The following is a 12,854-nucleotide window of genomic DNA, read 5'->3' on the forward strand; positions in this document are numbered from 1 at the left end:
CATATACTAATACTAGAGCAATTAGCAAGGAGTAGTGTATGTTAAAAAAACACTATAGAGGCATAGCATTAGCTAGTAAAGTATTTTTCTTAATATTAGGTTCTGTGCTTGTGTCAGTAGGACTAGAAATATTTTTAATACCAAATAATATAATTGACGGCGGAATAACTGGGATATCCATTATTTTAAGTTATTTAACAAGAGTGCCTCTAGGAATATTTATATTTTCACTAAATATACCATTTCTTATTTTTGGATATAGGCAAATAGGAAAAACCTTTGCCTTTACAACTTTATTTTCAGTAATAATGTTATCTATCGGAGTTACTCTTCTTAATCAAATTCCAAGGATAACTCATGATGTTTTACTAGCTTCCGTCTTTGGAGGAATAATATTAGGGGTGGGAGTTGGGTTAATAATTAGACATGGAGGTTCTCTAGATGGAACAGAAATAGTTGCTATAGTATTAGATGAAAATATAGCATTTTCAATTGGAGAAATAATTATGTTTTTTAATCTTTTTATATTAAGCAGTGCAGGATTGGTTTTCGGATGGGATAGAGCAATGTATTCCTTAATTACTTATTTTATTGCTTTCAAAGTAATTGATATAACCGTTGAAGGTTTAGATGAATCTAAGGCAGTATTTATTGTATCGGAGAGATATAAGGATATAACAGAAGCTCTAATGGCAAGGTTAGGTAGGGGAGTAACTTTACTTGATGGAAAAGGGGCCTATAGAAATACAAGAACTAATGTTATATATGTTGTTGTAACTAGACTGGAAATCGCTAAGTTAAAATCTATAGTACATGGTTTTGATAAAGATGCTTTAGTTACCATTGGAAATGTAGAAGTTACAGGGAAAAGGTACAAGAAAAAGCCAATACATTAGTTTTCATACTGAAACTGATAAGAGTTTACCTATCCGAATATGCAAATGATTTTTATCTGTTTATTAAGACGCTTAATAACGTTTTAATATTATGCTTAAAGAATAAATAACTTAAATTTGTGCATATTGATAGATATACTGATGAGTAAAGTAGGAGGATAAGTAGTGTTTACAGAAATATTTTTTTGCGAAAATAATGTAAGTAAGGGATTAGAAGAAATAGTAGAAAGGTTAGAAGAAGAATATCCAGATGTTATTGTGTATATAGAACCATGCTTAGGACGCTGCGGCCAGTGTATAGATAACTTATATGCTGTTATTGATGTGGAAATGATTATAGGGGAAAGTCCAGAGGAATTATACAAAAATATAAAAAAGGCATTAGAGGAGTAAAAAAGAACTCTAGCATTACTTATAAGTTGGAGTTCTTTTTATCCGATGACTACCCGCTCTAATACTCCCTCTTCTCCAAGAGGGAGTAAAGAGCGGCTACGTCCCTGGATTCGTTTAACTAAGGAATCAGGTGGGGTTGAAACCCCATCTGATTCGAGTTTTACTTCATTAAAAAGTGACAAAATTAATATATTTATATATTAACATAGAAAATAATGTATTTTTATGATATATTAAATTCATTAAAATGAAATACAAATATGACATCAGAAAAGAAGGGAGATAACATGGAAAACAAAACTACCTCATCAAATTTTATAAAAAATATCGTTATTGAAGACCTAAAATCAGGAAATTATAAAGAAATAATTACTAGGTTCCCACCAGAGCCAAATGGTTATTTACATATTGGTCACGCTAAGTCCATAATATTGAATTTTGAATTAGCGGATGAGTTTAAAGGCAAAACAAACCTACGTTTTGACGATACAAATCCAACTAAAGAGGATATAGAATATGTGGAGTCAATAAAAGAAGATGTTAAATGGCTTGGCTTTGATTGGGAAGAACTTCACTTTGCTTCAAATTATTTTGAGGAAATGTATAACAGAGCAGTACTTCTAATTAAGAAAGGAAAAGCTTATGTAGATGATTTATCTGCAGAGCAAATTAGAGAGCACAGAGGAACATTAACTGAGCCAGGAAAAGAAAGCCCATTTAGAAACAGATCTGCTGAAGAAAGTTTAGACTTATTTGAACGTATGAGAAAAGGTGAATTTAAAGATGGAGAAAAAGTCCTAAGAGCTAAAATAGACATGGCATCACCTAATATAAGTATGAGAGACCCTATTATATACCGTATAGCTCATGCTACACATCATAACACAGGAGATAAATGGTGCATTTATCCAATGTACGCTTTTGCACATCCATTAGAAGATGCAATTGAAGGTATTACTCACTCAATTTGTACATTAGAGTTTGAAGACCTTCGTCCACTATATGATTGGACAATTAAAGAATGTGAAATGGAAAATAAGCCTAAACAGATTGAGTTTGCAAGATTAAACTTAACTAATACAGTTATGAGTAAAAGAAAGTTAAAGCAATTAGTAGAGGAAAATTTAGTTGATGGCTGGGATGATCCTCGTATGCCGACTATAGCTGGTTTAAGAAGAAGAGGCTATACCCCAGAAGCTTTAAGAAACTTCTGTGGAGAAGTTGGAGTAGCAAAGTCTCAGAGTATAGTAGACTCTCAAATGCTTGACCATTTTGTTCGTGAAGACTTAGAGAAAAAGACTCCAAAAGTAATGGGAGTTATAAACCCAATAAAGGTTGTAATTACAAACTACCCTGAGGATCAAGTTGAAATGCTTGATGTGCCATACAATGTAGATATACCAGAGCTTGGTAGCCGCCAAATACCATTTTCTAGGGAAATATATATTGATTCAGAAGATTTTATGGAAAATCCACCTAAGAAATACTTTAGAATGTTCCCTGGCAATGAAGTAAGATTAAAAGAAGCTTATTTTGTTAAATGTAATGAAATTGTTAAGGATGAAAAGGGAAACATAGTGGAATTACAATGTACTTATGACCCTGAAACAAAGAGTGGATCAGGTTTTACAGGAAGAAAGGTTAAGGGTACAATTCATTGGGTAAGTGCTAAACATGCCATTCCTGCTGAAATAAGATTATACGAACCTTTAATATTAGATGAAGAAGATGACAATGAAAAGTCTTTCCTTGAACAGGTTAATCCTGATTCACTACAAGTGTTAAATGGCTTTGTAGAGCCAGCGTTGAAAAGTGCAAAACCACAGGATAAATTCCAATTTATAAGACAAGGATACTTCAATGTAGATCCTAAAAATACAACAGAGGATAAAATAGTATTTAACAGAATAGTACCTTTAAAGAGTTCTTTTAGAATTGAAAAATAGTTTTAATGGCGAAAAGCATGGGTTTAAATATCCATGCTTTTTCTTTTATATAAAACATTAGTATTAAAGAAAATTATAAGAGAACTTCTGTAGTTAATTTAAAAAATAATACAATAACTTACTTATATTGAAATTAATTATTAGGCTATTTATATTGAATTATCCACTATTAAATTAATACTTATGCTGGAGTTGAGAATACTATTAGTACTAAAACTTTATAAAAATTATGTAAGAGGATGGAGTCGTATATGATGCATATTAAAGGTGGTATTGAAAAAGCCTTATGGAGTGTTGCTATTCCAGGATTTGGACAATTGCTTAATAAAAAATATCTTAAAGGAACAATACTCATTTTTTTGGAATTTCTAATAAATGTAAAGGCTAATATTAACACAATAATTGTATTAAGTTTTTACGGCAAGACAGAATTAGCAGTAAAAGAAGCAAATTATCAATGGCTTATGTTCTACCCCTGCGTATATATGTTTGCTATTTGGGATGCTTATAGGGATGGTGGAGGGTATGATGAGCCTTTGCTATACTTGCCTTTTGCAGTTGCAGCATATGTAGAGACAATAGGTGTGATATATTCTAAGACTCTAAAAGCTTTTGGAGTTTTGTTAGGACCTATATTTTTACCTATGATTTTTATTTTCTTAGGGTTAATCATTGGTTTTTTTATAAGATTCCTGCTGCTTAGAAAAAACACTATGTTAAATATAAACAGTAAGACATAACAGTCCAATCAAGCATTTTTGATTTGGCAAAATATAATATACTACTGGATTCCGCACAAATTTCTGGTATAATTGTAAATTAGGTAGTTAGCTATTTTAGCTAATAAGAAAAATATTATTCTGTTTGGAGGCAAGTTATGTTTAAATGGAAGAATGAGTATGAAACAGGTGTGGAAAAAATTGATGAACAGCATAGGAAACTATTTGAAATTGCTAATAATGCCTATGAGCTTTTAAATAATGACCTTTATATTGATAAGTATGACAGAATTATTCAAATTATAGAGGAGCTGAAGGAATATACGGTTTTTCATTTTACCACAGAGGAAGAGTATATGGTTAGTATCGGTTATAAAAAAATCTTATCTCACAAAGTAGAGCATGATGATTTTATTAAAAAATTTGACGATATTGATTTCAATCGTATAGATTACGGTCAAAATGAATACATAATGGAAATGTTGGAGTTTATTTATAAGTGGATTGACGAACATATACTTATAAAGGATAAAGAGCATAGTCCAGGAAAAACTGCTTAAAGTAATTTAATAGTATTTAGTGTACAAATAAGCCTGTTTTTAAAGTTTTATAACAGGCTTATTTGTAAGGTTTTAATAATCTTACTTTTTAGTAAAATATTTACGATAGATTTTATTAGTACAACCATAATCAATTAGAACTACTTGATTATCTATTAGTCCCCAAGAGCTTAAATTTTTTACATCCCCATATAGAAGGTCAAAGGACTGTACTAATTGCTGAATATTTTTATAAAAAATATTATCTTCTCTTATTCCAAGTACATTGAAGACATTTTGCTTTCTCTCCTCTCTTTTTTTTGCAAGAGGAACTGCCCTTCGCATAATTAATATATCATCTTTGTACCATACTACTGGACATAAATATTTTTTTAAGTGATCCTGCACATGATTATAAATATAATGTTCAGTTTTACACTGTTTATCACCGCCAGCAAACTTTGACATCTTAATAACGTAATCATCATCCAATGCATATATAATTCTTCCAGCGCCTTCTCCTAAGTATTGAAAATTTTTATCAATCTCATCACTGTTCATTAAGAAAATTTCTTCAAAAAGCAACATTTCCAATGAACTCACTGTTTTACTACCTCCTTTCTCTATAATAAACTATTTAGAACCTAGGAATAGATTATAAACAATCATATACTTATGAACTTTATAAGTATATAATATTCAGATTGCAGTATTTGGTGATAATTTTCACAGAATTGGTTCAATATACAACCTCTCTCAAAACTTTTCAGTTGAGTTTTTATAGTCATTACCGAATAAATATAGTGTGATTATTATTAAAAACACTTCATTGTAATTAGACTGAAAAAAGAAAATTGGAGGGTAAAAGATGATTAGATATACTTGTCCTTGCTGTGGATATAAAACTTTAAGCGAAGAACCGCCAGGTACCTATGACATATGTACTATTTGTTTCTGGGAGGATGATAAACTTCAATTTGAAAATCCCGACTATGATAAAGGTGCAAATGGAGTTTCATTAAGACAGGCGCAGAAAAACTTTATAGAATTTGGTGCAAGTGATAAAAAGGTATTAAAGTATGTAAGAAAACCTAATAAAAATTCTGTAAAGGATGAAAACTGGAAACCATTATAAAAAGCATTTAATATGTTAACTTATAAGCCATGTATTTAGTTACATGGCTTATAAGTTAACATTGTAAAATCAGGTTTATCGGTAAAGATAAAGGCGAAGACGTTTTTTATTATGTAGTTCTCTTTTAGCTTTAATTATGGAATTAGATATAACCTTTGCAAAGGTATATACTTCCTTTAGCTTAATAACAGGTTTTTCTAGAAGTGTATACTCCAGTTTGTCTGCTACTATACAATTAATGCTTGTGTTTCCGATTTTTAAAGGTAAATTAGTTTTAGAAGACTTACCATATGTAATAGGATGATCTCTTAAATATAAGTGTCCTACGTCTTGCTTAAAGGATAGCACCGAGTCAATTGTTAGAATATGCAGCTTATCTTTTTTGAAATTTTCTAAGTTGCTTTCAATATTTAAAGTATGAATAGGAGAGTTTAAGGTTCCACATAGGCTAATATTAAGAGATTTTTTATTTTTATTAATTAGAGTTCCTGTAAGAGGTCCTAATAAATCTGCAACAGAGAAGCCTGTGCCTAAGCATAGAATTAATGTATTCTCCTGTATCAATTCATCTTTTATAAGCATCTTAGCAATATTATCCTCTGCATTTTTATCCGCTACATTTATCTTGTATGCAATCATAGTATATTCACCTTCTACTTATAATTTAGTTACAAAGATTGTTATTTTTATTATGTATTACTATCTCTAAATTTATAATAGGAAATTTCTATCTGTTGATTATTAATAAATTATAACGTCAAGATTTCCAGGGCAAAAAATTATTATAGACAACAAAAATGTTGACAAGCTAATTTGAAGAGTGTATTATAAATATATAATTAATAGCAATTAATATAAGCATGCGGGTGTAACTCAATGGTAGAGTGCTAGCCTTCCAAGCTAGTTACGAGGGTTCGATTCCCTTCACCCGCTCCAAAAAAAACTGATGACTTTTAGTCATCAGTTTTTTTATTTAAATTATGAATTTTTAAATATCAAATTTATAATCTTTACAACCTCATAAGCAATACCTGAGGCTATCAACGGTCCTACTGGTGCACCACCTAAAAGAGCTATTCCTACAATAGACCCTATTATAACACCAGACATAACGTCAATGCTGCCTTTCAAAAATCCAATACCTTTAGCAGCTAATACTGCTACAAATATTCCAGATAAAAGAGATACCATACCGTTAATGTTTAAAAGATTTTTTATGTTGGTAACAATAGAGTCTCCTGACTTTACTATTGGAACAAGCATCCACATCATTAAAAATATCATACCTACATCTAAAAAATATTTTTCTATAAACAGCAAAGGCTTTTCATTATTACTAAAGGTTAAAATTAAAATAATGATAGCTGCTATAGACATATTTTTATTCTTAGCAAAAAAGGAGAAGACAGCTAAAAGAATTAAAATTATTTTGCACAACATAAACTCACCTAAAAATTATTACTTACACTTACTATGTTATTTTATTATATTATTTTGTTTACAAATGTTTATAATTTTATAATGAATAAAGAGTATAAAGCTAAGTAAACGCATTATGGAAAACTATAAGAGGTATTTACAACTCTAATCCCACAAGAGTGGCTAGTGGAGGCATTGAAATTCATATTTTATCTAGCTATAATAATTATTGTGTCAAAAATTCAATATATAACTGAGGTGGAAAATCATGCATATGGAAAATAGACATAATACCTATAATACACTGCACCTCTGGCATAATTTTAGGCTTAAACTAGTAGGAGAGGGAATTATAGTTGGCGCATTATCAGGATTATTGGTAGTTGCTTATAGATTATCATTGCAAAAGATAGAAATGATAACCAAAAGTATATATTTAATGCAGCTGGAAAAAACATGGCTTATACCAATATGGTTTGTTTGTTTGATAATTGGAGCCTGCATTGTGGGGGCTATGGTGAAAAAAGACCCTATGATTAGTGGCAGTGGAATTCCTCAAGTAGAAGGAATACTATTAGGACTACTTACTGCAAATTGGTGGAAGGTAATTATAAGAAAGTTCATAGGAGGAGTTATTTCTATTGGAGCTGGTCTATCCTTAGGAAGAGAGGGTCCCTCTATACAGTTAGGAGCTTCTGTTGGACAAGGATTTAGTAAAATTTTTAAAAGGATAAAAATTGAAGAAAAGTATTTGATGACAAGTGGTGCAAGTGCAGGATTGGCCGCAGCTTTCAATGCTCCCCTGGCAGGAGTAATTTTTGCATTAGAAGAGATTCATAAAAACTTTTCTCCATTAGTATTAATTTCTGCAGCCTCTGCTTCAATAACAGCAGATTTTATTTCTAAAGAGTTTTTTGGACTAAAACCAGTCTTTCAATTTAATAATTTATCAGCACTTCCTTTAAATTATTACGGATATATAATTATATTAGGAATAATTCTTGGCTTTTTAGGGGCATTTTATAATAGTATTTTATTAAAAACTCAAAAGCTATATTCCAAGCAAAAGTGGTTACCTATTCAGTTTAGACCAATTATTCCCTTTATGCTAGCAGGAGTTTTAGGTTTAACTTTACCAGAGATATTAGGAGGAGGGCATGAATTAGTTATATCTTTAATTGAGAAGAGCTTTATGTTAAAATTTCTAATTGTCTTATTGGTAATAAAGTTTGCTTTTTCTATGATTAGCTTTGGGTCTGGTGCTCCAGGAGGAATATTTTTTCCTTTGTTAGTACTTGGAGCATTAATAGGTATTGTATATGTAAAAATTCTTATTTATGCCTTCGGTTTTGATTCTAATTATATAAATAATTTTATCATATTAGGAATGGCAGGTTATTTTACTGCTATTGTTAGAGCCCCAATTACAGGGAGTATCTTAATTACTGAAATGACAGGGTCCTTCACTCATTTACTTTCTTTAAGCACTGTTGCTATTATCGCTTATATTGTTGCCGATTTATTAAAATCTAAGCCAGTTTATGAGTCATTATTGGAGAGAATTTTAAATAATAACAATCATCATAATATAGTAAAAGACTCTAAGGCTAAAAATATAATTGAGATCCCAGTGCATCATGGTTGTTCCTTAGAAGGGAAAGAAATTAAGCAGTTTAATTGGCCTCAAAAATGCTTATTAGTAGCTATTAAAAGGGGAGAAAAAGAGATTATTCCAAAGGGAGATACGATTATTTATGCTGGGGACTATTTAGTTGTTTTGATAAATGAAGAGGATAGAGCAGAAATAACGAAAACTTTAGTTTATGCTGCGGAAACTCCTTAAAAAAGATTTTAAAAATTTAATATCTGCATTCTTAGACTGGCCTTTGAGGTAACCAAAACTAACCCCTATTGAGTAAACAATAGGGGTTAGTTTTAGTTAAAAAGAGAGGTTTAGGACTACTTAGTGAATTATTGCTTATAAATTGGCAATAATTATTAAACAGCAGCATAGTAATTTAGTATATAAATATAACAAATAATCTTATTTAGAGTAGGTGAAAATATGTCACACCACAATATTAAGTCTAGTTATAAAAAATTAGAGGAAAGGCTAAACCGATTTCCACAAGGAGCTCCTCCCTCTAAAACGCTATATAAAATTCTAAGTATTTTGTTTAGCGACAAAGAAGCTGAACTTGTTGCCCAGCTTCCAATAAAGCCCTTTACAGCAAAAACAGCAAGTAAAATATGGAATATGGAAGAAGCAAAAGCCCGTATAGTATTAAATCAACTAGCAAGCAGAGCTATATTACTAGATACAGACCATAACGGAGTGCAGGAATATATGTTGCCTCCACCTATGGCAGGTTTTTTTGAATTTTCCTTAATGAGAACTAGGGGAGATATTGATCAAAAACTTCTTAGTAAGTTATTTTATCAATATTTAAATGTTGAAGAAGACTTTGTTAAAGAGCTGTTTCTAAGTACAGAAACAAGACTTGGCAGGATATTTGTGCAGGAAAGTGTACTTTCAAATGAAAATGCAGTACATGTACTTGATTATGAGAGAGCTAGTGAGGTAATTAAAACCTCTTCTAATATAGGAATTAGCATGTGTTACTGTCGACATAAAATGCATCACTTAGATAGAGGATGCAGTGCTCCACTAGATATATGCATGACCTTCAACAATGTTGCAGCCTCGCTAATAAAACACCAGTATGCTAGAAAAGTAGATGTTTCAGAAGGTTTAGAACTATTACATCAAGCCTATGAGAACAATTTAGTTCAATGTGGAGAAAATGTAAGGCAAAATGTAACTTTCATATGTAATTGCTGCGGTTGCTGCTGTGAAGCTATGGTTGCAGCTCGTAGGTTTGGTATGCTGCAGCCGGTACATACTACTAACTTTATTCCTCAAGTTGATGTGAACACCTGTGTAGGTTGTGGTAAATGTGCAAAGGTATGCCCCATAGAAGCTATTGAGATGGTTAACTTAGAGAAGGGCAATAACATAGGGAAAAAGGCTAAAATAAAGGAAGATATATGTTTAGGCTGTGGTGTTTGCGTAAGGTCCTGTGCTAAAAAAAGTATTCAGTTAAAAAGCAGAGATAAAAGAGTAATAACACCAGTAAATTCAGTCCACAGGTCAGTTTTAATGGCCATAGAAAAAGGCCAATTGCAGAATCTTATATTTGATAATCAAGCCTTTGGCAGCCATAGAGCCATGGCAGCAATATTGTCTGTTATACTGAAACTTCCTCCAATAAAACAGGCAATGGCAAGCAAACAAATGAAGTCAGTATATCTAGAAAAATTAATTAGCAAATTAGATATATGAAGTTAAGACTTGAATCAGGTGGGGTTTCAACCCCATCTGATTCTTAGTCGTACGAATCCAGGGACATAGCCGCTCGCAACGTACTCTTGGAGAAAAGTAGCGAACCAAAATCTTTGATTTTGTGTGAGTCACTTTCACACCCTGCGAGGGAGTATTAGAGCGGGTAGTCATCGGATAAAATAAAGGTAGGCTAGCTCGGTGAATAGGTACAGAATTTAGCAGATAAAAATTTATACAATTAATAAAAAAACAAAGCTACAAAGTATATTATATACACTGTGGCTTTGTTTTTTATCATTAAAATAATGAGTGAAGCAAATAGGAGAAGCCAACTATAGAAGAAATAACTTACAAAAAAGTAAAAAACCAAGGGGTGGGAAAAATATTTATCATAATTGTTTAAAGCAATAGGATAAGCCTTTCTTAGTAACCATATTAAATATTATGGAAACCAAACAAAAAGTAAACTATTAAAAAATACATAAATCCATGCTTAACATAAATATAATATTAATAATATTATTATGAAAGGGCGTATATATATGTTTAATGTTTTTAAAGTTGAAGGTAAAAAATCACTAGGACTTCTTTTGCTGATAATAATTATAATTGAAGGGCTAGGTTTTATTTCTGGATTTTTAAGTATGACTAATATGAGTACATATAAAAATCTTATAAAGCCTACCTTTTCTCCACCTGGATGGGTTTTTCCTATAGTATGGGGCATATTATATTTGCTAATGGCTATCGCATTTTATCGTGTAATTCTTAAAGGAAAGTCAGGCAGTAATATAGGAAAAGCTAAACAATATTACTTTATTCAATTAGCATTAAATCTTATTTGGTCAATTATTTTCTTTAGATTTAAGCTTTATGGACTTGCTTTCGTAGATATATTACTTATGGTTATATTCATTTTATTAACTATATTTCAATTCTATAAAATCGATAAGATTTCTGCCTATCTATTAGTACCATATGTTCTTTGGGTGTCTTTTGCTGGTGTTTTAAATTTTTATATATGGATGTTTAATGAAATGTAAAAGAACTATTCTTATAAAAAAGCGATGAATTTTAAATGAAAGTTGGATATAATATTATCAAATATGTAAATAAAGGAGTAAGATATGCAGATATTAAACTTTATAGGTAGGGGAAGTGCCTTTAATACTCAGGAAGGTAATACAAGTTCATACATAAAACAAGAAAAAAATATGCTGTTATTAGACTGTGGTGAAAATATATTTACTAGAATAATGGAAAAGGGCTTAATGGAAAATATTAAAAATATGTATGTTCTTATAACTCATTTGCATCCAGATCATGTAGGAAGTTTAGGAACGTTGATATTTTATTGTTACTATATAAAGAAAATTAAAGTTAACCTTATATATGAGAAAGAATATGAACTTGTAAAAATGCTTCAACTACAAGGAGCAGCTAATTTTCTATATAATATTAGGAAGGCTGAAGAAACAGAAGGATTGGAAAGCTTGGATATTCTACAGTTGAAACCTTTTAAAATGGAACATGCTTCCGAGATAGATTCTTTTGGTTATCATATAGAATTTAAGGATAATAAAAAAGTTTTTTATGCAGGAGATACTAATAATTTAAGGACAGAGCTAATTGAAAAATTAGAAAGCTGCTACTATGACCAATTTTATGTTGATACTTGCTTAGCTGATTATCCAGGTAACACTCATTTATCATTGAATAGGATATGTAGTCTTATTTCTAAAGAATATAGAAGTAAAGTTTTTTGTATGCATCTAGATTGTCATGAGTTAATAGAAAAAGCTAAAGAAGAAGGATTTAATGTTGTAGAGGTGCTTTAGTGAAAGAAATACTAAGTATAACATTAAAGTAAGTTAAAAACTTTTTATTTAGTTGAATAAATTATTGATTTAAGTAAATAATAATAACAGAAAGTTATGAGAAGAACATAATGTTACTCTGCAAGGTGCAGTTGGAAGTTATGTTTCTTGTCACAACTTTGCTAAAAGGCAAGGGAGATAGCTTATCAAAAAGTTATCTCCCTTGTCATTTTTAAAATATGGTATAATAAAAGTCAATGTTCAAGAGAGAGGAGTATGAAGCTAATAATATGGAAGTACATATATTTTTAAAAGGAGAAAAAGATCCCGTTATCTATAAAGGAGATAGAATTGATATATTAGATTTTCAAATGAATGGGGTAAATTTCAAGCAGATAAGATACTTTAATAAAGGTTTTAGCAAGAGTGAATTAGTAGAAGAAACAATCATAGAAAAGATTTTAAAGAAGGATTAAAAAATTGACAGAAAGTTATGTATAAATCAAATATTTATGCATAACTTTTTTATATATTAAAGAAAGATTTAAGTGTTATTTAAGATATAGTTATGAGAATGTTTACAAAGAAAGAGTGTATAGTAGCTAGAGATACAGACTGATAACAGTGCAAAAATAAGCCCTCCTATA

Annotated in this window: 14 protein-coding genes and 1 tRNA gene; 12 read left to right on the top strand and 3 right to left on the bottom strand. The window is 30.5% G+C overall.

The window, feature by feature from the left end; genetic code table 11:
- The first annotated feature begins 38 nt into the window (after positions 1–38).
- The 5 genes from N4T77_RS02245 (at position 39) to N4T77_RS02265 (ending at position 4,514) form a co-directional block, all read left to right on the top strand.
- The gene (locus N4T77_RS02245) at positions 39–896 is read left to right on the top strand and encodes a YitT family protein (RefSeq protein WP_261670105.1); all 858 of its coding nucleotides are present in this window, start codon (positions 39–41) and stop codon (positions 894–896) included.
- 165 nt (positions 897–1,061) lie between these two features.
- The gene (locus N4T77_RS02250) at positions 1,062–1,289 is read left to right on the top strand and encodes a YuzB family protein (RefSeq protein WP_261670106.1); all 228 of its coding nucleotides are present in this window, start codon (positions 1,062–1,064) and stop codon (positions 1,287–1,289) included.
- 287 nt (positions 1,290–1,576) lie between these two features.
- Complete coding sequence (locus N4T77_RS02255) at positions 1,577–3,235, top strand: glutamine--tRNA ligase/YqeY domain fusion protein (RefSeq protein ID WP_261670380.1); 1,659 nt, start codon at positions 1,577–1,579, stop codon at positions 3,233–3,235.
- Positions 3,236–3,486: 251 nt separating this feature from the next.
- Positions 3,487–3,975, top strand: a complete 489-nt coding sequence (locus N4T77_RS02260) for a hypothetical protein (RefSeq protein WP_261670107.1) — start codon at positions 3,487–3,489, stop codon at positions 3,973–3,975.
- A 137-nt stretch (positions 3,976–4,112) separates the two neighbouring features.
- Positions 4,113–4,514, top strand: a complete 402-nt coding sequence (locus N4T77_RS02265; protein WP_261670108.1) for a bacteriohemerythrin — start codon at positions 4,113–4,115, stop codon at positions 4,512–4,514.
- Positions 4,515–4,595: 81 nt separating this feature from the next.
- On the opposite strand, the gene N4T77_RS02270 is transcribed toward N4T77_RS02265, so the two are convergent.
- On the bottom strand, positions 4,596–5,096 hold the full coding sequence (locus N4T77_RS02270) for a hypothetical protein (RefSeq protein ID WP_261670109.1): 501 nt from the start codon (positions 5,094–5,096) through the stop codon (positions 4,596–4,598).
- A gap of 265 nt (positions 5,097–5,361) precedes the next feature.
- Here N4T77_RS02270 and N4T77_RS02275 point away from each other — a divergent pair, with 265 nt between their 5' ends.
- Positions 5,362–5,628 (top strand): CPCC family cysteine-rich protein, encoded by a 267-nt coding sequence (locus tag N4T77_RS02275; protein WP_261670110.1) that lies wholly within the window; start codon positions 5,362–5,364, stop codon positions 5,626–5,628.
- Positions 5,629–5,703: 75 nt separating this feature from the next.
- Here N4T77_RS02275 and N4T77_RS02280 read toward each other — a convergent pair whose 3' ends face one another.
- Positions 5,704–6,267: a spore protease YyaC gene (locus N4T77_RS02280; RefSeq protein WP_261670111.1), complete on the bottom strand. Its 564-nt coding sequence runs from the start codon at positions 6,265–6,267 to the stop codon at positions 5,704–5,706.
- 223 nt (positions 6,268–6,490) lie between these two features.
- On the opposite strand from N4T77_RS02280, the gene N4T77_RS02285 reads away from it, so the two are divergent.
- Positions 6,491–6,564: transfer RNA gene (locus tag N4T77_RS02285), tRNA-Gly, on the top strand.
- 42 nt (positions 6,565–6,606) lie between these two features.
- On the opposite strand, the gene N4T77_RS02290 is transcribed toward N4T77_RS02285, so the two are convergent.
- Positions 6,607–7,068: a DUF441 domain-containing protein gene (locus N4T77_RS02290; protein WP_261670112.1), complete on the bottom strand. Its 462-nt coding sequence runs from the start codon at positions 7,066–7,068 to the stop codon at positions 6,607–6,609.
- 247 nt (positions 7,069–7,315) lie between these two features.
- Between N4T77_RS02290 and N4T77_RS02295 the strand changes: the two genes are divergently transcribed.
- From N4T77_RS02295 to N4T77_RS02315, 5 genes are all read left to right on the top strand, one after another.
- Positions 7,316–8,890: a ClC family H(+)/Cl(-) exchange transporter gene (locus tag N4T77_RS02295; protein WP_261670113.1), complete on the top strand. Its 1,575-nt coding sequence runs from the start codon at positions 7,316–7,318 to the stop codon at positions 8,888–8,890.
- 222 nt (positions 8,891–9,112) lie between these two features.
- Positions 9,113–10,390 carry a 4Fe-4S dicluster domain-containing protein gene (locus tag N4T77_RS02300; RefSeq protein WP_261670114.1) on the top strand — a complete coding sequence of 426 codons (1,278 nt, stop codon included), beginning with the start codon at positions 9,113–9,115 and terminating at the stop codon, positions 10,388–10,390.
- Between the two features lie 542 nt (positions 10,391–10,932).
- Positions 10,933–11,433, top strand: a complete 501-nt coding sequence (locus tag N4T77_RS02305) for a TspO/MBR family protein (RefSeq protein WP_261670115.1) — start codon at positions 10,933–10,935, stop codon at positions 11,431–11,433.
- An 84-nt stretch (positions 11,434–11,517) separates the two neighbouring features.
- Positions 11,518–12,228 carry an MBL fold metallo-hydrolase gene (locus N4T77_RS02310; protein WP_261670116.1) on the top strand — a complete coding sequence of 237 codons (711 nt, stop codon included), beginning with the start codon at positions 11,518–11,520 and terminating at the stop codon, positions 12,226–12,228.
- Between the two features lie 269 nt (positions 12,229–12,497).
- Complete coding sequence (locus tag N4T77_RS02315) at positions 12,498–12,683, top strand: hypothetical protein (RefSeq protein WP_261670381.1); 186 nt, start codon at positions 12,498–12,500, stop codon at positions 12,681–12,683.
- Positions 12,684–12,854 lie beyond the last annotated feature (171 nt).

Source organism: Clostridium sp. CX1 (assembly GCF_025398335.1).
Lineage (GTDB): Bacteria > Bacillota > Clostridia > Clostridiales > Clostridiaceae > Clostridium_AM > Clostridium_AM tanneri.